Genomic DNA, 24,961 nt, shown 5'->3' with positions numbered 1-24,961 from the left:
GGGCGCCGTGCTTCTCCAGCGCGCGCTCAACGGTCTCGACGGCGCGATCCACCCCAGCGCAGTACCCCCGCGGTTCGGCCAGCAGCACGCGTTTACCGGTCACGCCACCGGCGACCGAGCTCGAGGCGCCCGGAATCCCCATGTTGATAGTCGGCGGCATGACAACCAGGGTACGCACAGTGCCGTTCCAAGGCCCTTCGTCCCAGCCGAGAAGTCGCCCGTAGGCTGTGGCCATGGCAACCGCACCGTATGGGGTCCGTCTGCTGGTTGGCGCGGCGGTAACCGCCATCGAGGAAACCCGCAAGCTGCCCCAGACCATCCTGATGTACCCGATGACGGTCGTCAGTTCGCTCGCGCACCTGGTGATGAAGGTGCAGCAGGACGTCGCCGACCTGGTGAACAAGGGTGACGAGACGCTCGAGTCGATCTTCCCGCCCAAGGACGAGCAGCCCGAGTGGGCCACCTTCGACGAGGACCTCGACGACTCCGGGACCGACAGCGCAGCAGCCGGCGACGGCGAGCGGATGACCGAGGGCCGGTTCGCGCTGTTCAGCAACGCTGACCCGCAGGCGGCCGCCGAGCGCAACGGCGAGGACGAGTCCCTCGCGATCGGCGAGGCTCCCGAGATCGTCAACGAGCTCGACTACGAGTCGCTGACGCTGGCCCAGCTGCGGGCGCGGCTGAACACGCTGCGCGTGGCCGACCTCGAGGCGCTGCTGGCCTACGAGGAGGCCACCAAGGGCCGCGCGCCGTTCCAGACGCTGCTCGCCAACAGGATCACCCGCGCGTCGGCGAAGTGACGACCCCAGCGGGGCTGGGAATATGACCGACGCCGAGCAGGGCCAGTCACCGGAGAATCCGTTTCCGGTCCGCTCCGTCTCGATGAAGATCAAGGACTGGATCGAGCGGCTGGGAACGGTCTGGGTCGAGGGGCAGGTCGCCCAGCTGTCGACGCGCCCCAACTCCGGCACCGCCTACATCACGCTGCGCGATCCGTCGGTCGATATGTCGTTGTCGATCACCTGCCCGCGCGAGCTGGTGCTCAACGCGCCTGTGAAGCTCACCGAAGGCACCCGCGTCGTCATGCTGGGACGGCCGAACTTCTTCGTCGGCAGAGGGTCGTTCTCGTTGCGGGTCAACCAGATTCGCGCGGTCGGTGTCGGCGAGCTGCTGGCGCGCATCGAACGCCTGCGTCAGCTGCTGCACGCCGAGGGGCTTTTCGACCCGCGCCTCAAGAGGCCGATTCCGTTCCTGCCGCACACCATCGGGCTCATCACCAGCCGTGGCAGTCACGCCGAACACGACGTGATCTCGGTGGCCACCAATCGCTGGCCCGCGGTGCGATTCGCGGTGCGCAACACCGCCGTGCAGGGCCCCAACACGGTGCCCCAGGTCGTCGAGGCGTTGCGCGGGCTCGACGCCGATCCCGACGTCGACGTGATCGTCATCGCCCGCGGCGGCGGCAGCGTCGAGGACCTGCTGCCCTTCTACGACGAGACGCTGTGCCGCGAGATCGCCAAATGCACCACACCGGTGGTCAGCGCGATCGGCCACGAACCCGACAATCCGCTGTGCGACCTGGTCGCCGACATGCGCGCCGCCACGCCGACCGACGCGGCCAAGCGCATCGTCCCCGACGCCGCCGCCGAGCAGGCGTACATCACCGACCTCTGCCGACGAGGTGGGCAAGCGCTGCGCAACTGGGTGAACCGCGAACAGCGGGCCCTGGATCAGTTGCGCAGCAGACCCGTGCTGGCGCAGCCAATGGCCGCGGTCACCGCCCGCGCCGACGAGGTCGACCGCCTGCGCGTCACCGCCCGCCGGGACGTCACCCGGCTGGTGGCCACCGAAACCGATCGCATCGAACATCTGTCGGCGCGGCTGAGCACACTGGGTCCGGCGGCGACGCTGGCGCGGGGCTACGCGGTCGTGCAGACGATGCCGGACGCCCAGGTGCTGCGCACCACCGCCGACGCCACGAAAGGTGTGCGGTTGCGCGTGCGGGTGGCAGACGGGGCGCTCACTGCGATCAGTGAAGGGCCGGAAGGGGCAGAAAAATGAAGCCCATTAGTGAACTGGGATACGAGGAAGCGCGCGAGGAACTCGTCGCGGTGGTGCAACAGCTCGAACAGGGCGGCCTCGATCTCGACGCGTCGCTGAAACTCTGGGAACGCGGCGAAGAACTGGCTAAACGTTGTGAGGAGCATTTAGCTGGGGCCCGCAAGCGCATCGCGGATGCACTCGCTGCCAAAGACACCGAGGAAAGTTGAAGCCGCAACCAATAGTTGCTCGAGGGCTCGAAACTGTAACACGTTTCAGTTACCCTGCTCGTCATGGGTGACTCAACGCTGACCACCGAACTGGGCCGGGTGCTCGTCACGGGCGGATCCGGATTCGTCGGCGCCAACCTGGTGACCGAACTGCTGAACCGCGGCCACGAGGTCCGCTCCTTCGACCGGGCCTCCTCGCCGCTGCCGGCGCAAGCCGGACTCGAGGTCGTCGAAGGCGACATCTGCGACCCCGAACAAGTGGCGGCCGCGGTCGCCGGAATCGACACCGTCTTCCACACCGCCGCGATCATCGACCTGATGGGCGGTGCGTCGGTCACCGACGAGTACCGCAAGCGAAGTTTCGCGATCAACGTCACCGGGACCGAGAATCTGGTGCGCGCCGCCCGCGCCGCCGGTGTGAAACGGTTCGTCTACACGGCGTCCAACAGCGTCGTGATGGGCGGCAAGCGCATCTCCGGCGGCGACGAAACCCTGCCGTACACCGAGCGGTTCAACGACCTGTACACCGAGACCAAGGTGGCCGCGGAGAAGTTCGTGCTGGCAGCCAACGGGGTCGACGGTCTGCTCACCTGCTCCATCCGCCCGAGCGGCATCTGGGGCCGCGGTGACCAGACGATGTTCCGCAAGGTGTTCGAGAGCGTGCTGGCCGGGCACGTCAAGGTTCTGGTCGGAAGCAAGAACGTCAAACTCGACAACTCCTACGTGCACAACCTGATTCACGGCTTCATCCTCGCGGCCCAGCATCTCGTCCCGGGCGGCAGCGCGCCGGGGCAGGCGTACTTCATCAACGACGGCGAACCGATCAACATGTTCGAGTTCTCCAGGCCCGTCGTCGAGGCGTGCGGTAGGCGCTACCCGAAGATCCGGGTCCCCGGTCGCCTGGTGTGGCTGGCAATGACCGTCTGGCAGTGGCTGCACTTCCGGGTCGGGATCCCCAAACCGATGATCGAACCCCTTGGCGTGGAACGGCTTTACCTCGACAACTACTTCTCGATCGCCAAGGCCGAACGCGACCTGGGCTACCGGCCGTTGTTCACCACCGAACAGGCGATGGCCGAATGCCTGCCGTACTACGTCGATCTGTTCGACCAGATGAAGAACGCGTCGAAGGAACCGGCGGTCAGCGTCGCGGCGGCCGCACCACCCGAGGGCTGAGCCGAACCGTCAGCGGACCAGGTGGACCGGTTGATGCGTGTTCTGCTCGATCTGCGACGACGCGCGCTGTAGCAGTTCGGCGCCGAGCGCGATCAGTCCCCTCGCCGCTGCGATCTCCTCGCCGACCAGGGGCTGCGCGGAGTCGCGCGGGTTGCGGTAGGCGTCGCCCTGGGCGGTCACCGTCTCGCCGTCGTCGCGGGTGGCCCGCACGGTCGCATGGGTGTGGGTGTCGTCCTCGTTGAACTCGATGTCGATGCGCCAGGCGTTGTCTTGGACTTTGTCGTACATAGCAATCACCTTCCGGATACCAGCGTGCTCCTCGGATCGGTGATTCGCACGCGTTTGGCGGCGCCGACCGGGCATGGTGGGGGTGATGGTCGAATTACGGTTCACAACCAATGCGGGTGCGCGCCTGCACTACCTGGACTCCGGCGGGCCGGACAGAGGAGCCCCACTCGTCTTCGTTCCCGGCTTCACCGACGTCGCCGACGACTACCTGGCGGTGCTGCCGTTGTTCGGCCGACGGACGGTGGTGGTCGACCTTCGCGGGCACGGCCGTAGTAGCGCGCCTGAAAGCGGTTATGACTCAGAGATTCTCGGCGGTGATGTCGCCGCGGTGGTCGATGCGGTGACCGACGGCCCGGTCCACCTGATGACGTTCTCCCGCGGTACTCCCTACGCGCTGACGTGGGCTCTGGCGAATCGTGAGCGCGTCCGCTCGATCTCGATCGGCGACTACGTGCCCGAGGAGATCACGCTGCCGCCGGAGGTCTCGACTTTCCTGCTGGACGGTCGGTGGCGCGGCACCCCGGTGCACGAGCGCATCAACCGCGCCGCCGGGGAGGCGATCTTTCGAGCCGCCCGCAAGCAGTCGTTCTGGGAGCCGCTGGCGCAGTGGCAACCACCGCTGCTGGTGGTGCGCAGCCCGAACAGCCCGCTGATCTCCGAGGCCGCGTGGGGCCGCTATCGGGAACTGTTCCCTTCGGCGTCGCTGCACGTGTTCGACGACTCGCCGCACGACATCTTCCGGCCCGACCGCGAGCGCTACCCCGCGTTGGTGCGTGCACACATCGACGCCGTCGACGACTAGGGAAGCGCCGCAAGCGCGGTGACTTCGCCTGTGCCGCTGTCGATCAACGCCGCATGATCGAATCGGGCGCGCAGCGGTAGCACGTCCATCACCGTGCCGGCGACGGTCGGCAGCTGATCCAGTGTCGCGCGCGGAGCCAGCGAGCAGTGCGGCACCCAGACTCCGGGCCGGTAGTGCTTGTGCAGGTCGGCGCCGGTTGCCGCGACGGCCTCGGCCACGCGCTGTTGGCGCGCCACCAGGTCCGTGCTGACGCCCGCGACCAGCCACACCCGGCCCCGGCGAAACAGGCCGATCCCGTCGAAGGTCAGCTCTACCGGACCACCGTCGTCCAGGCCGGCCAGGGCATCGGCGACGGCCTCGTCACCCCACTGGCGAAGCACCGCGTACGAGAGGTGCGGAAGGTGCCGACCGTGGGTGTGGGAGCGCAGGCTCGGCACGCCGACGTCCTCGAGCCGGTCCCAGAGCCCCCGCACGGCCCGTTCGGAAAGACGGTCGAAAAGCAGGCAGACGGCGAGGGCCACGCCACAGATATTGCCATCCGAGGCGGACCCGCCGCGTCACCCGCGATGGGTCGCTGCACCGATTTCTGCCGCAGGGTCGTGAAATCGCCGCTCGGACAACCCTGCTGCAGAAGTCGATGCACTCACCTGAGAGCCCGCAGGTCAACCCGTTTCGGCGGCCTTCTTGATCGCCGCCAACGTCGCGGGGATGCCGGTGCGCGCCGCCTCACGACGTTCGGCGATCTGGGCGTCGGCCTGATCGCCGTAGCGCTCGCGAAAGCCCGCGATGCCCTTGGGACGCAGCTCCCAGTGCTCGGTCAGCGTGGTGCCGCCGTCGGCCGGTTCGAAGGTGTAACCCCAGTAGACCCAGCCGTTGTTGACCTCCCAGGCGAACTCGCGCCCGGGATCGGCGGCGACCACCTGCGAGCGCGTCTCCCAGGTGCGCGAGGGTGTTTCGTTACGGCCGGTGAACCACGCGCCGACCCGTGGTCCGTCGCCCTCGTCCCACCAGCACGCCCGGCAGATCGGGCTCCACTCGCCCATCCGGGTCACGTCAGAAACCATCGCGTACAACTCGTCGGGGTCCGCGGCCACGTGAATCGACTCGCTCATCTTCAGATCGCTCACCGGTCGAGTGTGTCAAAGCGCTAAGTTGAAGCGCGTTCTACTCCGTCGAAAGGGCAACTGTATGAGCAACGGGCCGTCCGCCAGGGAAACGGCGGTGATCGGCGCGGCATCGGGAATCGGTTGGGCGACGGCCCGCGCGCTGGCCGCGCAGGGAGACCGCGTCACCCTCGCCGACCGCAACGTCGATGGGGCCCGCGAGCGCGCCGCCGAACTCGGAGACCCGCACACCGCCGCCCACGTCGAGGTCACCGACGAGGCCTCTGTGCAGGCGCTGTTCGAGCAGACCGGCCCGCTCGACGTCGTGGTCAACTGCGCGGGGTTCAGCACCGTTGGGATGATCACCGACCTCGCGGTCGAGGACTTCCGCGGGGTCGTCGACGTCTGCCTCAACGGGGCATTCATCCTCGCCAAGCACGCGGGCCGCACTCTGCGCGAAGGCGGTGCGCTGGTGTCGATCAGCTCGCTCAACGGCCGCCAGCCCGCCGCCGGAATGAGCGCCTACTGCGCCGCCAAGGCGGGGCTGTCGATGCTCACCCAGGTCGCCGCGCTGGAGTGGGGACCGCGCAATATCCGCGTCAACGCGGTCGCGCCGGGATTCGTGCACACCCCGCTGACCGCGCCGGCCGCAGCGGTTCCCGGCGTCGTCGAGGAGTACGTCGAGAACACCGCGCTCGGCCGCGCGGGCACGCCCGAGGACATCGCCGAGGCCGTGCTTTACCTGTGCTCACCGAAAGCGTCGTGGCTCACCGGCGAGGTGCTGGACCTCAACGGCGGCGCCCACATGAAGCGCTACCCCGACGTGATGGGACACGTCATGAAACTGGCGGAGTCGCAGTGATGAGCGCTCGCGCGAAGAACGGACAGCAGTGAGTTTCACCGGAAAGCAGGCCCTCGTCACGGGCGGCGGCTCGGGCATCGGCGCCGCCTTGTGCCGGGCACTCGTCGCCGCGGGCGCCGATGTCGTGTGCACCGACGTCGACGGCGACGCGGCCCAGCGGACGGCGGCCGGTCTCGGCACCAAGGCCCGGGCGGCTCGCCTCGACGTGACCGACGCCGCGGCGGTGCAGGCGGCCGTCGACGACGTCGTGAACCGCTCCGGGCGGCTCAACCTGATGTTCAACAACGCCGGAATCGTCTGGGGCGGCGACACCGAACTGCTGACGCTGGACCAGTGGAACGCGATCATCGACGTCAACATCCGCGGAGTGGTGCACGGTGTGGCGGCCGCGTACCCGTTGATGGTGCGCCAGGGCCACGGCCACATCGTCAACACCGCGTCGATGGCCGGGCTGACCGCAGCCGGGCAGGTCACCAGCTACGTGATGACCAAACACGCGGTCGTCGGGCTCAGCATGGCGTTGCGCTCGGAGGCCGCCGCGCGCGGTGTCGGGGTGCTCGCCGTGTGCCCCGCCGCGGTCGAGACGCCGATCCTGGACAAGGGCTCGGTCGGCGGCTTCGTCGGCCGCGACTACTTCCTGCAGGCCCAGGGCGGCAAACCTTACGACGCCGACCGCCTCGCGAGCGAGGTGCTGCGCGCGATCGAGAAGAACAAGCCGATTCTGGTCAAACCCCGCATCGCGCACGCGCAGTGGATGTTCGCGCGGCTCGCGCCCGCGCTGATGAACCGGGTCTCGATGCGGTTCATCGCCGACCAACGCGCCAAACAAGCGCAAGCGAGGTCCCGCACGCTGTAGACATAGCGGCAATGAGTACCGAGTTCTCGCTGTCTCAACGCCGCGCGCTGGCCATCGCGACCGTCATCGCGATCGCGTTCGGCGCCTACTTCCTGCGCGGGTACTTCATCCTCATCGTGGTGGCCGCGGTGGCGGCCTACTTGTTCTCACCGCTGTACGCGCGGCTCAACAAGCGTATGGGCAGCGGGCTGTCGGTGACGCTGACCCTGCTGGCGGCGTTCGCGGCTGTGATCGTGCCGCTGAGCCTGTTCGTGGCGCTCGCCGTCGTCCAGATCACGACCATGGTCGAGCGGGTGGCCGAGTGGGTCGCCCGGACCGACCTGTCCGCGCTCGGCGACCGCGCGCTGCAGTTCGTCAACGATCTGCTCCGCCGCGTGCCCTACATCGACACGACGGTCACGCCCGAATCGCTGCGCAGTTCGATGGCGCGGGTCGCCCAGGAGGCCGGCCAATGGCTGCTCGGCCTGCTGCAGGGCGCGGCGGGCGGCCTGTTCGGCGGGATCACCGCGGCGATCCTGTTCGTGTACGTATTCGTGTCGCTGCTGACGAACCGCGACCGGGTGGTGGCGATGATCCGCCAACTCAACCCGCTCGGCGAGGACATCACCGACGTCTACATGGCGAAGATGGGCGCGATGGTGAAGGGCACCGTCATGGGGCAGTTCGTCATCGCGGTGTGCCAGGGCGTTGCGGGTGCCGCGTCGATCTACCTCGCGGGGTTCCATCAGGGCTTCTTCCTGTTCGCCGTGCTGTTGTCGGCGCTGTCGGTCATCCCGCTCGGCAGCGGCATCGTGACGATCCCGTTCGGTATCGGAATGATCCTGTTCGGCAACGTCTTCGGCGGCGTCTTCGTGGTCCTGTTCCACCTGATCGTGGTGACCAACATCGACAACTTCCTGCGTCCGATCCTGGTGCCGCGCGAGGCGCGGTTGGACGCCGCGCTCATGCTGCTCGCCGTGTTCGCCGGCATCAGCATGTTCGGCGCGTGGGGCATCGTGATCGGCCCGGTGTTGATGATCGTCATCGTCACCACGATCAGCGTCTATCTCGAGGAGTACAAGGGCGTGCCGATGCGGCGGCCCGACAGCGACGACGAAAAACCCAAGCGCCGAAACCCGTTGTGGTGGTTGGGCCGTCGCATCAGAGAAGCTCGGGGTAAATCGAAGGCCGAGCCGAAACCTAAACCAGTCGCTCCCTGAGGAACGCGACGACGCGCTTGAGCGCCGCGTCGGTCGGATGCCCTTCCCGCTGGCGCAGTTCCAGCGTCAGCACCGAATGCGCCGTCGGGCCGAATCCGTGCTCGTTGCCCTTGCCCGAATCGATCTCGATCACCTCGAACGCGTCGCCGAGCCGCTCCTTGAGCGTCTTGAAGCGCTCCGAGGGCACCAGCCGGTCACCGCTGAAGCGCAACCCCAGCGCGCACAAGCCCTCATCTGCGGCGCGGCGCTCGATGACCCGCAGCTCCGCCTCGGACAGACCGGGGTCGCGGCGCTGCTTCGGCGTCAGTGGCAACGGCAGCGACGGTTGGCTCATCACCGGGGCGAGCACGCTGTCGTCGACAGCCGCGGCCAACGCGAAGCCACCGGTGAAGCACTGCCCGATGACGCCGACCCCTTTGCCGGGGGTCTGCTCGTTGAGATCGCGGGCCAGCGCCCGCAGGAAGCGCGCGACGGGGCGGTCGGCGTTGGTGGCGAACGCGGCGAACTCCTTGGCCACGCACCCGCGCACCATCACCGGCACCATGCCCGGCCGCATCGGCGGCGCGCCCGGGGTGCCGAACAGCGAGGGCATCGCGACGGTGAACCCCGCGTCGACGAGGTGGTTGCCGAGGGCCAGCACCCCGGGATGGGCACCGGGCATCTCGGGGATGAGCACGACGCCGGGCCCTTCACCCTTGCGGTAGACGTCGTGCGTGTAGCCGGCCGCGCTGAAGGGCGCAACGGCCCATCCGGTGAGGTCGGCTTCCGGAGCGGCATCGGCGGCGGTCATGGTCTCCCCGTGGTCTAGGGCAGGGGCGTCGCGGACTGCGTCGCCGCCGCCAGCGTACGAAAGTCGCCGGCGTTCGCGGCGCCGGTCAGCGCGATCTGTGCCGGTCCCGTCGGACCTATCAGCCGCGTGGTCCACACCGGTTCGGCGGGCTTGCCGTCGCTGTCGCTGCCCTCATAGACCACCCACTTGACCCCGTCGACGTCCTGCACCCCGGTGGGCACGACGTCGGAGTCCAGCGATCCGACCAGCTTCTCCTCGTCGGCGTCGCTCTGGGTCAGGCTCACGTAGAGCCCGCTCGGCGCGAGATAGCCGACGGTGGAGCTGACGGCGCGCACCGGCTGCCCCGTCGCGGGATCGGTGCGTCCGGCTTCGATGCCGCCGCGACTACCCGAGTTCGACTGCCAACCGTCCGGCAGCGCCGGGATCCGGATCGGGATCTTCAGTGCGGCGGCGTCGGCGCGCAGAGCCGCGGGGGCGTCATAGGACGGGACCGGTCCCTGGCCGGGACCGCCGGCCTGAAACGAGCACATCCCGAGCAACCCCGCCAGCACGATGCAGGCCACCACCAGCGGCGCCATCGACCAGAACATGTCCCGGCCGTCATGCAGCAGCCGCGACTTGGCGGCCCGGGCCGGTCGGCCGGCCTCATTCGGCCGGCGTGGCGCAGGAGCCGGTTGCGTGGTCACGCTGCCAGTATCCCAGCTCCCGAACGCGGACCGGCTAATGGGACAATCTGGGCCATGAGTCCGACCCGTGGTGAAGCCCCAGATCGAAATCTCGCGCTCGAGCTCGTCCGAGTGACCGAGGCAGGCGCCATGGCCGCGGGCCGCTGGGTCGGCCGCGGCGACAAGGAGGGCGGCGACGGTGCGGCCGTCGACGCGATGCGTGAGCTGGTCAATTCGGTGTCCATGCGCGGCGTCGTGGTGATCGGCGAGGGCGAGAAGGACAACGCGCCGATGCTCTACAACGGCGAGGAGGTCGGCAACGGCGACGGACCGGAGTGTGATTTCGCCGTCGACCCGATCGACGGCACCACGCTGATGAGCAAAGGCCTGTCCAATGCCATCTCGGTGCTCGCGGTCTCCGAGCGCGGGACCATGTTCGACCCTTCCGCGGTGTTCTACATGAGCAAGATCGCCGTCGGACCGGAGGCGGTCGACGCGATCGACATCACCGCCCCGATCGGGGAGAACATCCGCCGGGTGGCCAAGGCCAAGAACGTGTCGGTCTCCGATCTGACGGTCTGCATCCTGGACCGGCCCCGCCACCAGCAGTTGATCGCCGACGTGCGGGAGGCGGGTGCGCGGTGCCGGCTGATCACCGACGGCGACGTCGCGGGCGCGATCTCGGCGTGCCGGCCGAACACCAGCACCGACATGCTGGCCGGGATCGGCGGGACGCCCGAGGGCATCATCGCCGCGGCCGCGATCCGCTGCATGGGCGGCGCCATCCAGGGTCAGTTGGCACCCAAGGACGACGAGGAGCGCCAGAAGGCGCTCGACCGCGGCTACGACCTCGACCGCGTGCTGACGACCGAGGATCTGGTCTCCGGCGACAACGTCTTCTTCTGCGCGACCGGCGTCACCGACGGTGACCTGCTCAAGGGCGTGCACTTCTACAGCGGCGGCTGCACCACGCAGTCGATCGTCATGCGGTCCAAGTCGGGCACCGTGCGAATGATCGAGGCCTACCATCGCCTGTCCAAGCTCAGCGAGTACTCCGCGATCGACTTCACCGGCGACAGCAACGCCGTCTATCCGCTGCCGTAAATCACTGACAAGTAAGGACATCATGAGCGTCGAGTCAGACAGCGCAACCGAGACCGAGTACCGCATCGAGCACGACACCATGGGCGAGGTCCGGGTGCCGGTCAACGCGCTGTGGCGCGCGCAGACCCAGCGCGCGGTCGAGAACTTCCCGATCTCCGGGCGCGGGCTCGAGCGCACCCAGATCCGGGCCCTCGGCCTGTTGAAGGGCGCGTGCGCACAGGTCAACAAGGACCTCGGTCTGCTGGCACCGGAGAAGGCCGATGCGATCATCGCGGCGGCCGGTGAGATCGCCGACGGCCTGCACGACGACCAGTTCCCGATCGACGTGTTCCAGACCGGCTCGGGCACCAGCTCGAACATGAACACCAACGAGGTCATCGCCGGTATCGCGGCGCGCAACGGCGTGACCGTGCACCCCAACGACGACGTCAACATGTCGCAGTCGTCGAACGACACCTTCCCCACCGCGACGCACATCGCCGCGACGGAAGCCGCTGTGCGCCACCTGATCCCCGCACTCGAGGTGCTGCACGAATCGCTGACGTCCAAGGCGCGGCAGTGGCGCACCGTGGTGAAGTCGGGGCGCACCCACCTGATGGACGCCGTTCCGGTGACGCTGGGCCAGGAGTTCAGCGGCTATGCCCGCCAGGTCGAGGCCGGGATCGAACGGGTGAAGGCCACACTCCCCCGGCTCGGCGAACTGGCCATCGGCGGCACCGCGGTCGGTACCGGTCTCAACGCGCCCGACGACTTCGACGAGCGTGTCGTCGCCGTGCTGCGCGAGCAGACGGGGCTGCCCGAATTGCAGGTTGCCGCCAATCATTTCGAGGCCCAAGCCGCCCGCGACGGGCTGGTCGAGGCGTCGGGTGCGCTGCGCACGATCGCGGTATCGCTGACCAAGATCGCCAACGACATCCGGTGGATGGGCTCGGGCCCGCTGACCGGTCTCGGCGAGCTGCAGCTGCCGGATCTGCAGCCGGGCAGCTCGATCATGCCGGGCAAGGTGAACCCGGTGATCCCCGAGGCGGTCACGCAGGTGGCCGCACAGGTGATCGGCAACGACGCCGCGATCGCGTGGGGCGGTGGCAACGGTGCGTTCGAGCTGAACGTCTACATCCCGATGATGGCCCGCAACATCCTCGAGTCGTTCAAGATCCTGACGAACTCCTCGAAGTTGTTCGCCGAGCGGTGCATCGACGGCCTGGTGGCCAACGAGGACCGGCTTCGCGAGCTGGCCGAGTCGTCACCCTCGATCGTCACACCGCTCAACTCCGCGATCGGCTACGAGGAGGCCGCCGCGGTGGCCAAGCAGGCGCTCAAGGAGAAGAAGACCATCCGTCAGACCGTCATCGATCGAGGCCTGATCGGCGACAAGCTGTCCGAGGAGGAACTGGACAAGCGCCTCGATGTGTTGGCGATGGCCAAGGTGAAAGACGACGAGCGCTAAGGATTTTCGCTCTCCCTCCCTGGCTGAACGCCCGGTGGAGGAGAAAGCGGTAGCGGACTTCCTCGACTCCGCATCGCAATCGCCCTCGGCCCTGCTGATCGAGGGCGAGGCCGGCATCGGCAAGACCACGCTGTGGCAGGCGGCGCTCGAACGCGCCGGCCGGCGCGGTTTCCGCGTGCTGTCGGCCCGCAACGCCGGCGCCCAGTCGGTGCTCGCCTACGCCACGTTGACCGCGCTGCTCGCCGACGTCGATACCGCCGAGTTCGGTGATCTGCCGCTCGCCCAGCGCGGCGCCGTCGAACGGATCCGGCGGGCCGACCGCGCCGACGGCGCAGCCACCGACCAACGCGCTGTCGCGGCGGCGTTCCTGTCGATCGTCGAGAAGCTGGCCGCTCGACAGCCGCTGATGCTGGCCATCGACGACGTGCAGTGGGTCGATCCGTCCAGCTCACATGTGTTGTCGTACACGGCACGTCGGCTCACTGGGCCGGTCGGCGTGCTCGGCACTCTGCGCACCGACGGCGAAACCGCCGACGATGCCTGGTTACAACTGCGGCGGCCCGATGCCACCCAACGAATCCCCCTGCGACCGTTGATGTCTCGTGCGCTTCAAGCCGTCGTCAGCCAGCATCTCGAGCGCCCGCTGTCGCGGGCGAAGATGACCCGCATCTACCAGCTCTCGGGCGGAAACCCCTTCTACGCAATCGAACTGGCCAAGGTGGCCGATCGCGAGGCCGATGGTCCGCTGCCGAATACCCTGGCCGCGGTGGTCGAGGCGCGGCTCAGCGGGCTGACCGCCGAGACCATGCGTGCACTGCTGGCTGCCGCCTCCGCCGCCGAACCGACCGTCGACCTGGTGGCCGCCGCGATCGACGTCGAGCACGAGCAGGCGGTCGAACTGCTCGAGGGCGCCGAGCAATACGGCGTCGTCCTCATCGACGGCAGCCGGATCCGCTTTTCGCATCCCCTGTTGGCCACCGGCGTGTACACCGGCGTCTCCGCCGACGAGCGCAGGCGTATGCACAGCAAGCTCGCCGCGGTGGTCGACGAGCCCGAGTTGCAGGCGCGCCATCTCGCGCTCGCCGCCACCACCGAGGACTCCGGCGGTCATCGCGAAGCGGTGCCCGCGCTCGAGCGAGCGGCCGCGACCGCCCATGCGCGTGGCGCCCCGGCCGCCGCGGCAGAGCTGATCGACCTCGCCATCTCGCTCGGCGGCGACACCCCCCAACGGCGGATGCGATTGGCGGCGTACTGCTTTGACGGCGGAGATCCGCCCAGGGCCCGCGCCCTGCTGGAGGGCGTCGTCGCCGGGCTTGCGCCTGGACCGCTGCGCGCGGAGGCGCGGCACATGCTGGCGGTGGTGCGATTCATCGACGACGGCTACACCGAAGCGGTGGAACTGCTGGCGACCGCGCTCGACGAGGACGATCCGGACGGCCCGCCGAAGACGATCATGCTCACCACGCTGGCGTACGGGTTGTTCATGACCGGCGACCCGGTCGCCGGTCGACGCCGGGCCGAGGAGTCCGTGGCGTGCGCCGAAGAGCTCGGCATCCCCGGCCTGCTCAGCCTGGCTCTCGGGGTGCGTGCGACGATGCGGTTCTTTCTCGGTGGCGGGTTGGACGAGGAGAACATCCGCCGCGCGCTCGAACTCGAAGACACCGAGACCTTCACCCCGATCATGTTGCGGCCCAGCGTCGAACACGCGCTGATGCTGGCCTGCATCGGGGACCTCGACACCGCGTACGAGCGCATGAAGGAGATCTCGCGCCGCTGCACCGACAGGGGTGCCGAGGGCGAGGTGGTCTTTATCGAATTCTACGTCGCCTTGACCCGGATCTGGCGGGCCGACCTTGCCGAGGCCAAACGGCTAGCCCGCGAAATCACCGATCTGGCAAGGCAACTGGGCGGCGAGTTCCCGGCGATGCTGAACCTGGTATTGCAGGCCTGGCTGGCCGCATACGACGGCGCCGAAAATCGGGCCAGGCTGTCCGCGGCAGACGCGATCGATGCCTGCCGGCGCAGCGGCACCGCATGGCACGAGGATTGGACGCTGACGGCGCTCGGTTTCCTGGAGGTCTCGCTCGGAAACTACGGAGCGGCGATGGACTTCCTCGAACCGCTCGTGTCGCGCCTCTCGCCGGAGTGCACCGAGATCCAGGCCGCTGCGTTCGTACCGGACGCGGTCGAGGCGCTGGTGGAGCTGGGCCGCACGACCGCGGCCGAACCGCTGGTGGCTGCGTTGGAACGCAACGGCCGTCGCCTCGATCGAGCGTGGATGCTGTCGGTCGGCGGCCGCTGCCGGGCGATGCTGCACGCCGCCGCGGGCGATCTCCACGAGGCTGTGGCCTGCGCGCGCCGGGCATTGGACGACCACGCCCGGCTGGCGATGCCGTTCGAACGCGCGCGGACCCAACTGCTGCTCGGGCAGTTGCAGGCCCGGCTTCGCGAGCCGGACGCCGCGGCGACCCTCAACGAAGCGCTGGCCACGTTCGACGGCCTGGGCACGCCGGTGTGGGCGGAACGCGCCAGGTCCGCACGCGATGGGCTCCGGTCCGCCGCATCGGCGCCGGCCGCCCTGACCGCGGCCGAACTGCGCATCGCCGAACTCGCGGCCGCCGGCCTGACAAACCGCGACGTGGCGGGTGAATTGTTTCTCAGCGCAAAGACCGTCGAGGCCACCCTCGCGCGGGTGTACCGCAAGCTCGGCATCCACTCCCGAGCCGAGCTGACCCGCACGATGGGTCAGCGGGGCCGCCAAGGGGTATAGACGGGTCGACCGGTTGAGGCTCAGCTGCAATTGTGAGTAGGTGCCAGGGGACACGGGACACACTGTGATCGGCCAGTCGACACATCAGCGCGCCATCGCGGCCTTCCTGGACTCCATGGCGCTCGGCCCCTCGGCGTTACTGATCGACGGGGAAGCCGGTATCGGCAAGACGACACTGTGGCTGGCCGTCGTAGAGCAGGCTCAGCAGCGTGGCTTTCACGTGCTTTCGACTCGACCGGCGGCGGCCGAGTCGGTGCTCGCCTATACCGCGCTGGCCGATCTTCTCGAGGAAGCCGACCCGCGCACGTGGGCCGACCTGCCGACGCCGCAACTCCTCGCGGTGGACCAGGTGCTCCTGCGGGCCGACAACGATGCGGTGACCGACCAGCGCGCGGTGGCCGCCGCGTTCCTCTCGGTGGCGGAACGACTCAGCGAGGACGGTCCCGTGCTGCTGGCGATCGACGACCTGCAGTGGCTCGACCCGTCGAGCAGGCACGTCATCGCGTTCGCGGTACGACGGCTCACCGGTCGCATCGGGGTGCTGGCCAGCCTGCGCGCCGAGGTCGGCGACGGCGCCGGCGACGACTGGCTCGAGTTGTCCCGGCCCGACGCCGTGCGCCGAATCCGATTGAGCCCGTTGAACGTGCAGGATCTGCATCGCGCCGTCTCCGCACGGCTGCGGCGGCCCTTCTCGCGTCCGACCATCGGCCGGATCCATCAGGTTTCGGGCGGAAACCCGTTCTATGCCATCGAATTGGCGCGTTCACTCGATGAGCGGGCACCGGGAATGGACGCGTCGCTGCCTCGCACCCTGACCGATGTCGTGCGAACCCGGTTGGGCAGCCTCGACACGGACGTCCACGACGCGCTGCTGGCCGCATCGTGCCTCGCCGTCCCGACGGTCGAGCTGGTGTCGAACGCGACGACCGGCGACGAGGACCGGTTGGTCGAACTGCTCGAGATCGCCGAGAGCAAGGGCATCATCGCGATCGACGGCAACCGGATCCGGTTCTCCCATCCGCTGTTGGCCAGCGGCGTCTATTCTCAGGCGTCGCCCGGCCGCCGCCGCGCGATGCACCGCCGGCTCGCCGAGATCGTCGACGAACCCGAGCTGCGGGCACGGCATCTGGCGCTGGCCACCACCAAGGGCGACGATCTCACCCTTGCCGCACTCGACACGGCCGCGGAATCGGCGCGGGTGCGTGGCGCGCCCGCCGCCGCCGCCGAACTGGTGGACCTGGCGATCGGCCTGGGCGGCGACACCGCGGAACGGCGGTTGCGTTCGGCGCTGCACCATTTCGACGCCGGCGATCAGGAGCGGGCGGCGGCGGTGCTGGAGGAGGCCATCGAAAGTCTGCCGACGGGCGCGCTGCGCGCGGAGGCGCTGAGCAGGCTGGCGGTCGTTCGACTGTACGGGGCCGGCTTCATCGAAAGTGCGCGGCTGTTGCGTGAGGCGCTCGATGAGGTACACGACAACTATGCACTGCGCGTGCAGATCCTGATCACGTTGGCCTACACGCTGTTTCACGCAAATCAACTGCAGCAGGGGCTGGAGACCGCGGCGGAGGCCGTCGCGAGCGCCGAGCGCCTGGACCACCCGCACCTGCTCAGCATGTCGCTCGGGATGCTGGTCACCCTGCGGTTCGCCGCCGGGCAGGGCTACGACGAGGAGGCGTTGCAGCGAGCGCTGCGATTGGAGGATTCCGAGACGTACGCACCGTTGGTGTTCCGGCCCACCATGCAGCACGCTCTGCTGCTGGAGTGGACCGGCAGGCTCGACGAAGCGCGCGGCGTCGTGGAGAAGATCCGCGCGCGGTGCCTGGAGAAGGGCGAGGAGGGCGAGCACGTGTTCGTCTCCCAGCACGTCGTGACGAACGCGATCGCGCGCGGCGACTTCGTCACGGCCAATCTGGTCGCCGAGGATGCCCTCGACAAGGCCCGCCAACTCGGCGGCAACACCGCAATGTTCTTGACCCAGAGCCTGCGCGCACAGTTGACCGCGTTCGCCGGGCAGGAGGCCGCCGCCCGCCAGGCAATCGAAGATGCGCTCGAATGCGCAAGGGCCACCGGCACATACCGCATGGCCGAGCGGGTCCGGGCTACCCTTGCGTTCCTCGAGGTGTCGCTCGGCAACTACGAGGCCGCGGCGGCCGCGCTGCAGCCGATGCTCTCGGAGTTCGACCCCGACCACACACCGACCGAACTGCCCAGTGCCGGCTATCTGCCGGATGCAATCGAAGCACTGATACATCTGGACCGCGTCGCCGACGCCGAGCGGCTGACCGCGGCGCTGGAGAGCAACGGTCGCCGGGTGAACCGGGACTGGATGCTCGCGGTGGGCGCGCGATCACGCGCGATGCTGCTCGAAGCGCTCGGCGACCTCGACGGTGCCCGCGAGGCGGCGCAGCGGGCGGTCGCGGTACACCGTGAGCTACCGATGCCGTTCGAGCGGGGTCGAACGCTGTTGGTCCTCGGCCAGATCGAACGCCGTCAGCGCAAGAAGGAATCGGCGTCGGCCCACCTCCAGGAGGCCTTGGCGCTCTTCGAACGCCTCAACATCCCGTTGTGGGCGGCCCGGGCCCGTGCCGAGCTGTCCCGCGCGAACGTCGGGCCGCAACGCACCGGCGAGCTGACGCCCTCCGAGCAGCGGGTCGCGGAGCTCGTCGCATCCGGAATGAAGAACCGCGACGTCGCGGCGGAGCTGTACATCAGCCCGAAGACCGTCGAGGCCAACCTCGCGCGCATCTACCGCAAGCTGGGGATCAAATCCCGAGCCGAGCTGGGTCGACACATCGGGCGCCCGAGCGGGCCGGCTACAGGGGACCACACGTAGGGAAACACCCTATTCCCTGCGTCCGGTCGCAGGACCTACCGTCGAAATCGCTGTCCCGCCACCCGCCATCGACTGGAGAACCGGTGCGTCTCGACGAAGCTCCCGCGACCCTGACCGACCACGGCACCGCCCTGGTCACGACGGCCACCAGCCAGCCCGCTGTGAGCACCGGATTCGCGGTGCTGGGCCTGGTTTCGCTGCTGGACCTGCCACGCGACCGCACCGACCGGATGGTGGCGCTCGGTGGTGCTGCTGCCGCCGGTTGGTACCTGGTCCGCAGCAACCGTCGTCGCTAGCCGTCAGGGCAGTGCGCCGGGGCTGATCTCCTCGAGCATCTCGGTCACCAGCGCCGCGATCGGTGAGCGCTCGCTGCGCAGCAGCGTGATGTGGGCGAACAACGGGTGGCCCTTGAGCTTCTCGATCACCGCCGCCACACCGTCGTGCCTGCCGACGCGCAGGTTGTCGCGCTGGGCGACATCGTGGGTGAGCACGACGCGTGAGCCGGCGCCCAACCGCGACAGTACGGTGAGCAGCACATTGCGTTCCAGCGACTGGGCCTCGTCGACGATCACGAACGAGTCGTGCAGCGAGCGGCCGCGGATGTGGGTCAGCGGCAGCACCTCGAGCATTCCGCGCGAGAGCACCTCCTCGAGCACCGCCGGGCTGGCCAGTCCTTCCAGGGTGTCGAAGACCGCCTGCGCCCAGGGCCCCATCTTGTCGCTCTCGCTGCCGGGCAGATAGCCGAGATCCTGCCCGCCGACCGCGTACAGAGGCCGGAACACCACGACCTTGCGTTGGGTGCGGCGCTCGAGCACCGCCTCCAGTCCCGCGCACAGCGCCAGCGCCGACTTGCCGGTGCCCGCCTTGCCGCCGAGCGAGACGATGCCGACGGACTCGTCGAGCAGCAAGTCCAGCGCGACGCGCTGTTCGGCCGAGCGCCCGCGCAACCCGAACGCCTCCCGGTCCCCGCGCACCAACTGCACCCGCTTCTCCGGCGTCACCCGACCAAGCGCGTGCGACGTGCCGCCGAGCAGCCGAATACCGGTGTGGCAAGGTAGGTTTCGGGCCGCCTCGAGATCGACCTCCCCCTCGGCGAACAACGCGTCGATGTCGTCGGCCACGACCTCCACCTCGGTCATGCCCGTCCACCCGGACGTGATGACGTCCTGGGCGTGGTACTCGTCGGCCGACAACCCGACGGCACCGGCCTTGACGCGCAACGGAATGTCCTTGCTGACCAGCGTGACATGCTTGCCCTCGGCGGCGAGATTGGCCGCGACGGTGAGGATCCGCGCGTCGTTGCTGTCATTGCGGAACCCGGCGGGGAGCACCGACGGGTCGCTGTGGTTCAGCTCGACATGCAGCGAACCGCCTTGTGTCCCAACGGGAATCGGCTGATCCAGCCGTCCGTGTTCGAGCCGTAGATCGTCGAACAGCCGCAGGGCCTGACGCGCGAACCAGCCGAGCTCATGATGGTGCCGCTTGGCTTCGAGTTCGCTGATCACCACCAGCGGAACCACGACCTCATGCTCGGCAAAGCGCGTGCAGGCCCAGGGATCTGACAACAGCACGGAGGTGTCGAGCACGTAGGTCCGGAGAGGCGAATCGATCACGTAGCGCTCCTGCTATCCGCGGGTCCCCCGCGAACCGTCGGCGGACACTGCGGCACCAGGGCCGGGGCCGGCCCTCTCGTGATCGCAACGATCGGGTACCGCCCGGACAGCAAAGCACGTCGCTAGCCATCGCAAATGACGCTACTCCCGTTGCGGCACATGCGCCGTGCAGGCGCGCCGTAGTGTCGCCGCTGCTCGCCTTGGGTGATGAGTGCCCTGTTAAGCGGAGGTGAACTCGCGCAGCTTCGGCTCGTCGGCCAGACCCCACGCGGCGATCCGGTCGGCGGTCACCCGTCGCAACTCCTCCGGCCCGAAGATCCCGGCCTCGGCGACGTGTTGCACCTTGTCTGCGTACGCGTCGATGTCGCCGCCGACGACGTCGAGTTCGGCCGCGCGGCGCGCGATGGCGTCGACCGTTTCGTCGCGGCTGGAGGACAGCAGGTGCGAGACGAGGTTGGCGAAGAACTCCTCGTGGCGCTCCTCGTCGCGCGCGATGCGCCCGACGAGGTTTTTCAGCACCGGCTCGGTGACCTTGGCCTCGAGGTTGCGGCAGAACACGGCGTGAGCGCGTTCGAAGAAGGCCATGAAGACCAGCCGCTCGACCTGGCTGTAGGTGTCGGCGCGGTAGCCCTTCATCACGTGCTCGACGCGCACGTCCTCGTTGGCGGCCGGGTCGATCTCCCGGGTGACGACGAGGTAGTTGCGCAGCGCGATCGCGTGCAGGTGCTCCTCGGCGGTCCACCGGCCGATCCAGCGGCCCCACTTCTCTTCGAGGATGAAGCTGAAGACGAACTCGCGGTGGAAGCTGGCGAGGTTGTCCTTGGTGATGAGCAGGATCTCGAGCGCATCGGTGACGTCCTTGGGCAGGGTCACCTGCGACGGATCCCAGTCCTTACCGCCCAGGAAGGCGAAGTTCTCGCCCTGGTCGAAGGGGACGTAGTCGTGCGCGTACCAGACGTCCTCGGTGTCGATGTGACGACGCAGCTCCTGCTGCACGACCGGCTCGAGTTCGAGGATCAGCGCATTCGGTACAGGTTTCTGTGCCATGCAGTTACAGTAACCCAATTCTGTGGGAATCGTAAAATTCCCGCCCAGCGTGCCGCGTGGGCTAGAGCGTCAGCCCCGGATACAGGGGATTCGCGTCCAGTAGCTCGGCCGAGGCGGTGTGCACGCGCTCGGCGGTGCCGTCGGCCAGCGTGTACTTGGCCTTCGACGTGCCCTGAGGTTGAGTGTTCGACAACACGTCGACGATGAGCTCGGCCACGCGGTCGAAATCGTCCGCGCCGAACCCCCGGGTGGTCAGCGCGGGGGTGCCCAGCCGGATCCCGCTGGTGTACCAGGCCCCATTCGGGTCCGCGGGCACCGAGTTGCGGTTGGTGACGATGCCCGCGTCGAGCAGGGCCGACTCGGCCTGGCGGCCGGTCAGGCCGAACGAGGTGACGTCGAGCAGCACGATGTGGTTGTCGGTGCCACCGGTGACCAGACCGGCGTCGCGCTTGAGGAACCCGTCGGCCAGGGCCTGGGCGTTGTCGGCGACGCGCTGCGCGTACGCCTGGAAGGCGGGCTGGCGGGCCTCGGCGAGCGCGACGGCCTTGGCGGCCATGACGTGCGACAGCGGTCCGCCCAGCACCATGGGGCAGCCCTTGTCGACGGCGTCGGAGTACTCGGGCTGGGCCAGCACCATCCCGCCGCGCGGACCGCGCAGCGACTTGTGGGTCGTCGTGGTGGTGACGTGGGCGTGCGGCACCGGGTCCTCGTCGCCGGTGAACACCTTGCCCGCGACCAGGCCCGCGAAGTGCGCCATGTCCACCATCAGCGTCGCGCCGACCTCGTCGGCGATCTCGCGCATCGTGGCGAAGTTGACCCGCCGCGGGTAGGCCGAGTAGCCGGCCACGATGATCAGCGGCTTGAACTCGCGGGCGGCCTCGGCCACGGCCTTGTAGTCGAGGAACCCGGTGTTCGGGTCGGTTCCGTAGCTGCGCTGGTGGAACATCTTGCCGGAGATGTTGGGCCGGAAGCCGTGGGTGAGGTGGCCGCCCGCGTCCAGCGACATCCCCAGCAGCCGCTGGTTGCCGAGCTTGTTGCGCAGCTTCTCCCAGTCGGTCTCGGACAGGTCGTTGACGTGCTTGAGGCCGGCCTCGGCCAGTTCCGGAGCCTCCACGCGGGTGGCCAGGATCGCCCAGAAGGCGACCAGGTTGGCGTCGATGCCGGAGTGCGGCTGCACGTAGGCGTACGGCGCCCCGAACAGCTCGCGGGCGTGTTCGGCGGCGATGCTCTCGACGGTGTCGACGTTCTGGCAGCCCGCGTAGAACCGGTGTCCGATCGTGCCCTCGGCGTACTTGTCGGAGAACCAGGTGCCCATCGTCAGCAGCACCGCGGGCGAGGCGTAGTTCTCGCTGGCGATCAACTTGAGCGAATCCCGTTGATCGGCAAGCTCTTTGCGCGTGGCGGCCGCGATACGCGGCTCGACCGACTCGATCACCTGCAACGCGGCCCGGTAGGCGGCGCTCGCGGTCTCGGCGTACTCCGCGCCAGGAGCGGCACCGTTGGAGGTCACGGGGTCTGCAGTCATGGGGTTCAGCCTAGTCGGGCGACTCAGGCCGCCCGCAGCACCGACGGGATCAACGGTTCGTCGAGCAGGGTGCCGAACCGCTGGGCCAGGCCGACGTCGGCCGGCCTGGCGTCCAGCCAACCCCGCAGCAACCGGTATCCCTCGACGTAGGTGCTGGTGTAGGCGCGCCACAGCGGCGACGACAGGAACCGCAGCATCTGGCGGGCGCGCTGGTCGTTGACCAGCAGCCACCGCTTGAGGAACGCGACGACGTCATCGATGTCACGGTGCTCGTCGTGCAGCATCAGCGCCGCATCCTGGCGCACCTCGGCCAGCGCGGACGTCGCCTCCGACACCGCCTGGGCCCGTTCGCCGTCGAACCGCAGTCCCAGGTCGGCGTAGATCTCGCTCGCCCATGCGCCCCAGTCCGGGCCCATCGCCGCGTAGAGCGCCAGGTCGGCAAGGCCCTCGGCCATCAGGCATTGCGGGGTGTTGACGAGAAAGATGGTCTGCTCGGCCTGTCCCCTGCCCGCGACCAGCCCGACCTCCTTGCGGCAGTGCTCGGTGTGATGGCCCGGATACGACTCGTGCGCGACCAGCCGCGGCAGGTTCGACATCTGCTGTTTGAGGTCGGCGTTGACGGCGACAGTCGACTTGTAGTCCCCGTGGTAGTAGTTGAACCCCGACCACGGCTTGTCGGTGACTACCTCGTAGGTGATGGTCTCCGCGTCGGGCAGCGGGTACTCGGCGCGCACCCGGTCGCGCAGCGCGCTGGAGAACGCGTGAATGCATTCCTCGAGGCGCGCAGGCGGGATCTCCTCAGCCGCGCGGTACGCCTGCATCCGGTCGGCGAGCGGGCCGGACCCTTCCAGCACCTCGTCGAGCCGGCGATGGGCCTGGCGGTAGCGCTCCGGGTCGCCCTTGCCGATGTGCACGTCGAAGTACGCCTCGACCTCGTCGACGAAACCGACCTGGTCACCGGCGAATTTCCGGCCCGCGCACGCCAGCGCCCGCAGGTGCGCGCCGATGTAGTCCTTGCGCGGCTGCTCCAGCCCGTCGACCGAGGTCACCTCGCCCAGCAGCCGCTCGGCCTGCCGGGCCAATTGGCCGGGCTCGGGCTGTGGTTCGGCGGCGACGGCGCGGCGCAGCGCCGGGTCACCGGTGAACGAGTCGACGTAGCCCTCCTCCACCCGGTCGAAGCGCAGACCGAGCAGCAGATACTCGCGAACCAACGAATCTGAGGTGCTGGCGTCCATGTTCACAACCGTAAATGCAACACTGGGCGCATGGCGCGGCTGAGCGAACCCAGCCCATACGTGGAGTTCGACCGGAGTCAGTGGCGGAATCTCCGCATGTCGACCCCGCTCAAACTGACCGAGGACGAGCTGAAGAAGCTGCGCGGCATCGGCGAGAAGATCGACCTGCTCGAAGTCGAGGAGGTGTATCTGCCGCTGGCGCGGCTGATCCACCTACAGGTCGCCGCGCGCCAACGGTTGTTCGCGACCACCGCCGAGTTCCTGGGCGGTGACGGCAACGGCGAGTCGGCGCAGAACCCCGACCGGCCGGTGCCGTTCGTGATCGGCGTGGCGGGCAGCGTCGCGGTCGGCAAGTCCACGACCGCCCGTGTGCTGCAGGCACTTCTGGCGCGCTGGGAGCATCACCCGCGCGTCGACCTGGTGACCACGGACGGGTTCCTCTACCCGAACGCCGAGCTGGTTCGCCGGAACCTGATGGGCCGCAAGGGTTTTCCCGAGAGTTACGACCGCCGCGCGCTGATGCGGTTCGTCACGACGGTGAAGTCAGGTGCGGAATACGCGTGTGCGCCGGTGTACTCGCATCTGCTCTACGACATCGTGCCCGGCGAGAAGCAGATCGTGCGGCATCCGGACATCCTGATCCTCGAGGGCCTCAACGTGCTGCAGACCGGGCCCACGTTGATGGTCTCTGACCTCTTCGACTTCTCGGTCTACGTCGACGCCCGCATCGACGACATCGAGCAGTGGTACATCGATCGGTTCCTCGGCTTGCGCACCACGGCGTTCGCCGACCCGGCCTCGCATTTTCACCACTACGCCACGCTCACCGACGAGCAGGCCGTGTTCGCCGCCCGCGACATCTGGCATTCGATCAACCGGCCCAACCTGATCGAGAACATCCTGCCGACGCGGCCGCGGGCGACGTTGGTCCTGCGCAAGGACGCCGACCATTCGATCAACCGGTTGCGCCTGCGCAAGCTGTAACCGTCACCGATTGATGCGGCGGATTCCCTGGTATTGCAGTTCGGCCATCACCAACGTGTAGACGCCGGTCGCCAGGGTCAGCACGACTCCGGTGGTCGTCAGCGGGAAGACGTCGGCCAAGACGAACACGACGGTGGCGACGGTGTACGCCACGTTTCCGACAGCGATCACGATGCCGGTGGCTTTCACCGACGGCATGGCGGCGAATGCGAACACACCGATCGCAAACGCGATGAAGACAGCGCCCACCGCGTACTCGAATGCGACCGACGTCCCTGAGATCTCGGCCAGCCACCCCGCCAGCAAGACACCGGCCAGGCCCATCAGCCCGCTGGCGATCGCGTCGGCCCGTAATGCGAAACGCAGGAACGAGTCGTTGGACTCGCGCAGTC

24 protein-coding genes and 1 pseudogene are annotated in these 24,961 nt (G+C 68.5%); 14 read left to right on the top strand and 11 right to left on the bottom strand.

What is annotated here, in order from left to right; translation table 11 throughout:
• A pseudogene (locus tag A5698_RS28450) lies at positions 1-160 on the bottom strand (4-hydroxy-3-methylbut-2-enyl diphosphate reductase); the annotation flags it as partial.
• Positions 161-233: 73 nt separating this feature from the next.
• Here A5698_RS28450 and A5698_RS05705 point away from each other — a divergent pair.
• From A5698_RS05705 to A5698_RS05690, 4 genes are all read left to right on the top strand, one after another.
• Positions 234-800, top strand: coding sequence for a lipid droplet-associated protein (locus A5698_RS05705; RefSeq protein WP_068294261.1), 567 nt, complete (start codon positions 234-236; stop codon positions 798-800).
• A 22-nt stretch (positions 801-822) separates the two neighbouring features.
• Positions 823-2,061: an exodeoxyribonuclease VII large subunit gene (xseA, locus tag A5698_RS05700; RefSeq protein ID WP_068294258.1), complete on the top strand. Its 1,239-nt coding sequence runs from the start codon at positions 823-825 to the stop codon at positions 2,059-2,061.
• Complete coding sequence (locus tag A5698_RS05695; protein ID WP_068294256.1) at positions 2,058-2,270, top strand: exodeoxyribonuclease VII small subunit; 213 nt, start codon at positions 2,058-2,060, stop codon at positions 2,268-2,270. Before xseA ends, A5698_RS05695 begins: the two co-directional genes overlap by 4 nt.
• A 63-nt stretch (positions 2,271-2,333) precedes the next feature.
• A complete protein-coding gene (locus tag A5698_RS05690; RefSeq protein WP_068294254.1) occupies positions 2,334-3,446 on the top strand; it encodes a 3-beta-hydroxysteroid dehydrogenase in 1,113 nt (370 codons plus the stop codon).
• A gap of 9 nt (positions 3,447-3,455) precedes the next feature.
• Here A5698_RS05690 and A5698_RS05685 read toward each other — a convergent pair whose 3' ends face one another.
• Positions 3,456-3,734: a DUF1876 domain-containing protein gene (locus A5698_RS05685; protein ID WP_068294251.1), complete on the bottom strand. Its 279-nt coding sequence runs from the start codon at positions 3,732-3,734 to the stop codon at positions 3,456-3,458.
• An 85-nt stretch (positions 3,735-3,819) separates the two neighbouring features.
• On the opposite strand from A5698_RS05685, the gene A5698_RS05680 reads away from it, so the two are divergent.
• Positions 3,820-4,536, top strand: coding sequence for an alpha/beta fold hydrolase (locus A5698_RS05680; RefSeq protein ID WP_068294264.1), 717 nt, complete (start codon positions 3,820-3,822; stop codon positions 4,534-4,536).
• Here A5698_RS05680 and A5698_RS05675 read toward each other — a convergent pair.
• Together A5698_RS05675 and A5698_RS05670 are read right to left on the bottom strand one after the other, a co-directional pair.
• Complete coding sequence (locus A5698_RS05675) at positions 4,533-5,057, bottom strand: 2'-5' RNA ligase family protein (protein WP_068294248.1); 525 nt, start codon at positions 5,055-5,057, stop codon at positions 4,533-4,535. The genes A5698_RS05680 and A5698_RS05675 overlap by 4 nt on opposite strands.
• Positions 5,058-5,198: 141 nt before the next feature.
• A complete protein-coding gene (locus A5698_RS05670; protein WP_197506680.1) occupies positions 5,199-5,648 on the bottom strand; it encodes an SRPBCC family protein in 450 nt (149 codons plus the stop codon).
• A 76-nt stretch (positions 5,649-5,724) separates the two neighbouring features.
• Here A5698_RS05670 and A5698_RS05665 point away from each other — a divergent pair, with 76 nt between their 5' ends.
• Genes A5698_RS05665 through A5698_RS05655 form a run of 3 tightly spaced genes read left to right on the top strand, consistent with a single transcriptional unit; the run spans position 5,725 to position 8,556 of the window.
• Complete coding sequence (locus A5698_RS05665) at positions 5,725-6,501, top strand: SDR family NAD(P)-dependent oxidoreductase (protein WP_068294242.1); 777 nt, start codon at positions 5,725-5,727, stop codon at positions 6,499-6,501.
• Between the two features lie 28 nt (positions 6,502-6,529).
• Entirely contained in the window at positions 6,530-7,357 is an 828-nt protein-coding gene (locus tag A5698_RS05660) for an SDR family oxidoreductase (RefSeq protein ID WP_068294239.1), read from the top strand.
• 11 nt (positions 7,358-7,368) lie between these two features.
• The gene (locus A5698_RS05655) at positions 7,369-8,556 is read left to right on the top strand and encodes an AI-2E family transporter (protein ID WP_068294237.1); all 1,188 of its coding nucleotides are present in this window, start codon (positions 7,369-7,371) and stop codon (positions 8,554-8,556) included.
• Here A5698_RS05655 and A5698_RS05650 read toward each other — a convergent pair.
• Positions 8,537-9,346: a dienelactone hydrolase family protein gene (locus A5698_RS05650; protein ID WP_068294232.1), complete on the bottom strand. Its 810-nt coding sequence runs from the start codon at positions 9,344-9,346 to the stop codon at positions 8,537-8,539. The two genes, A5698_RS05655 and A5698_RS05650, sit on opposite strands and share 20 nt — an antisense overlap.
• Positions 9,347-9,360: 14 nt before the next feature.
• Positions 9,361-10,032 carry a DUF4245 domain-containing protein gene (locus tag A5698_RS05645; RefSeq protein ID WP_068294228.1) on the bottom strand — a complete coding sequence of 224 codons (672 nt, stop codon included), beginning with the start codon at positions 10,030-10,032 and terminating at the stop codon, positions 9,361-9,363.
• A gap of 54 nt (positions 10,033-10,086) precedes the next feature.
• Between A5698_RS05645 and glpX the strand changes: the two genes are divergently transcribed.
• From glpX to A5698_RS05620, 5 genes are all read left to right on the top strand, one after another.
• Positions 10,087-11,115, top strand: a complete 1,029-nt coding sequence (gene glpX, locus A5698_RS05640) for a class II fructose-bisphosphatase (protein WP_067089111.1) — start codon at positions 10,087-10,089, stop codon at positions 11,113-11,115.
• Positions 11,116-11,137: 22 nt separating this feature from the next.
• Positions 11,138-12,562 (top strand): class II fumarate hydratase, encoded by a 1,425-nt coding sequence (locus A5698_RS05635; RefSeq protein ID WP_068294226.1) that lies wholly within the window; start codon positions 11,138-11,140, stop codon positions 12,560-12,562.
• A gap of 34 nt (positions 12,563-12,596) precedes the next feature.
• Positions 12,597-15,332, top strand: a complete 2,736-nt coding sequence (locus tag A5698_RS05630) for an AAA family ATPase (protein ID WP_231967310.1) — start codon at positions 12,597-12,599, stop codon at positions 15,330-15,332.
• A 40-nt stretch (positions 15,333-15,372) separates the two neighbouring features.
• Complete coding sequence (locus A5698_RS05625; RefSeq protein ID WP_068294221.1) at positions 15,373-18,165, top strand: AAA family ATPase; 2,793 nt, start codon at positions 15,373-15,375, stop codon at positions 18,163-18,165.
• An 83-nt stretch (positions 18,166-18,248) separates the two neighbouring features.
• Positions 18,249-18,461, top strand: coding sequence for a hypothetical protein (locus A5698_RS05620; protein ID WP_068294218.1), 213 nt, complete (start codon positions 18,249-18,251; stop codon positions 18,459-18,461).
• A gap of 3 nt (positions 18,462-18,464) precedes the next feature.
• On the opposite strand, the gene phoH2 is transcribed toward A5698_RS05620, so the two are convergent.
• The 4 genes from phoH2 to A5698_RS05600 all read right to left on the bottom strand — a co-directional run bounded on the left by phoH2 (position 18,465) and on the right by A5698_RS05600 (position 23,585).
• Positions 18,465-19,778: an RNA 5'-3' helicase PhoH2 gene (gene phoH2 / locus A5698_RS05615; RefSeq protein ID WP_068294216.1), complete on the bottom strand. Its 1,314-nt coding sequence runs from the start codon at positions 19,776-19,778 to the stop codon at positions 18,465-18,467.
• Positions 19,779-19,997: 219 nt separating this feature from the next.
• Positions 19,998-20,825 carry an acyl-ACP desaturase gene (locus A5698_RS05610; RefSeq protein WP_068294213.1) on the bottom strand — a complete coding sequence of 276 codons (828 nt, stop codon included), beginning with the start codon at positions 20,823-20,825 and terminating at the stop codon, positions 19,998-20,000.
• A 61-nt stretch (positions 20,826-20,886) separates the two neighbouring features.
• Positions 20,887-22,350, bottom strand: coding sequence for a glycine hydroxymethyltransferase (locus tag A5698_RS05605; protein ID WP_068294210.1), 1,464 nt, complete (start codon positions 22,348-22,350; stop codon positions 20,887-20,889).
• 23 nt (positions 22,351-22,373) lie between these two features.
• Positions 22,374-23,585: a DUF885 domain-containing protein gene (locus A5698_RS05600; RefSeq protein ID WP_068294207.1), complete on the bottom strand. Its 1,212-nt coding sequence runs from the start codon at positions 23,583-23,585 to the stop codon at positions 22,374-22,376.
• Positions 23,586-23,615: 30 nt separating this feature from the next.
• Between A5698_RS05600 and coaA the strand changes: the two genes are divergently transcribed.
• Positions 23,616-24,569, top strand: a complete 954-nt coding sequence (gene coaA, locus A5698_RS05595) for a type I pantothenate kinase (RefSeq protein WP_067089131.1) — start codon at positions 23,616-23,618, stop codon at positions 24,567-24,569.
• 3 nt (positions 24,570-24,572) lie between these two features.
• Here coaA and A5698_RS28885 read toward each other — a convergent pair whose 3' ends face one another.
• Positions 24,573-24,959 carry a hypothetical protein gene (locus A5698_RS28885; RefSeq protein ID WP_068294205.1) on the bottom strand — a complete coding sequence of 129 codons (387 nt, stop codon included), beginning with the start codon at positions 24,957-24,959 and terminating at the stop codon, positions 24,573-24,575.
• Positions 24,960-24,961 lie beyond the last annotated feature (2 nt).

It is taken from the genome of Mycobacterium sp. E136, assembly GCF_001666865.1.
Lineage (GTDB): Bacteria > Actinomycetota > Actinomycetes > Mycobacteriales > Mycobacteriaceae > Mycobacterium.
This window is presented reverse-complemented; position numbering and strand designations above follow the sequence as displayed.

Excerpts from the sequence above, each read along its gene's own strand:
- A5698_RS05705 (WP_068294261.1), top strand. The coding sequence starts at position 234 with ATGGCAACCGCACCGTATGGGGTCCGTCTGCTGGTTGGCGCGGCGGTA.
- xseA (WP_068294258.1), top strand. The coding sequence starts at position 823 with ATGACCGACGCCGAGCAGGGCCAGTCACCGGAGAATCCGTTTCCGGTC.
- A5698_RS05695 (WP_068294256.1), top strand. The coding sequence starts at position 2,058 with ATGAAGCCCATTAGTGAACTGGGATACGAGGAAGCGCGCGAGGAACTC.
- A5698_RS05690 (WP_068294254.1), top strand. The coding sequence starts at position 2,334 with ATGGGTGACTCAACGCTGACCACCGAACTGGGCCGGGTGCTCGTCACG.
- A5698_RS05685 (WP_068294251.1), bottom strand. The coding sequence starts at position 3,734 with ATGTACGACAAAGTCCAAGACAACGCCTGGCGCATCGACATCGAGTTC.
- A5698_RS05680 (WP_068294264.1), top strand. The coding sequence starts at position 3,820 with ATGGTCGAATTACGGTTCACAACCAATGCGGGTGCGCGCCTGCACTAC.
- A5698_RS05670 (WP_197506680.1), bottom strand. The coding sequence starts at position 5,648 with ATGAGCGAGTCGATTCACGTGGCCGCGGACCCCGACGAGTTGTACGCG.
- A5698_RS05665 (WP_068294242.1), top strand. The coding sequence starts at position 5,725 with ATGAGCAACGGGCCGTCCGCCAGGGAAACGGCGGTGATCGGCGCGGCA.
- A5698_RS05655 (WP_068294237.1), top strand. The coding sequence starts at position 7,369 with ATGAGTACCGAGTTCTCGCTGTCTCAACGCCGCGCGCTGGCCATCGCG.
- A5698_RS05650 (WP_068294232.1), bottom strand. The coding sequence starts at position 9,346 with ATGACCGCCGCCGATGCCGCTCCGGAAGCCGACCTCACCGGATGGGCC.
- glpX (WP_067089111.1), top strand. The coding sequence starts at position 10,087 with ATGAGTCCGACCCGTGGTGAAGCCCCAGATCGAAATCTCGCGCTCGAG.
- A5698_RS05635 (WP_068294226.1), top strand. The coding sequence starts at position 11,138 with ATGAGCGTCGAGTCAGACAGCGCAACCGAGACCGAGTACCGCATCGAG.
- A5698_RS05610 (WP_068294213.1), bottom strand. The coding sequence starts at position 20,825 with ATGGCACAGAAACCTGTACCGAATGCGCTGATCCTCGAACTCGAGCCG.
- A5698_RS05605 (WP_068294210.1), bottom strand. The coding sequence starts at position 22,350 with ATGACTGCAGACCCCGTGACCTCCAACGGTGCCGCTCCTGGCGCGGAG.
- A5698_RS05600 (WP_068294207.1), bottom strand. The coding sequence starts at position 23,585 with ATGGACGCCAGCACCTCAGATTCGTTGGTTCGCGAGTATCTGCTGCTC.
- coaA (WP_067089131.1), top strand. The coding sequence starts at position 23,616 with ATGGCGCGGCTGAGCGAACCCAGCCCATACGTGGAGTTCGACCGGAGT.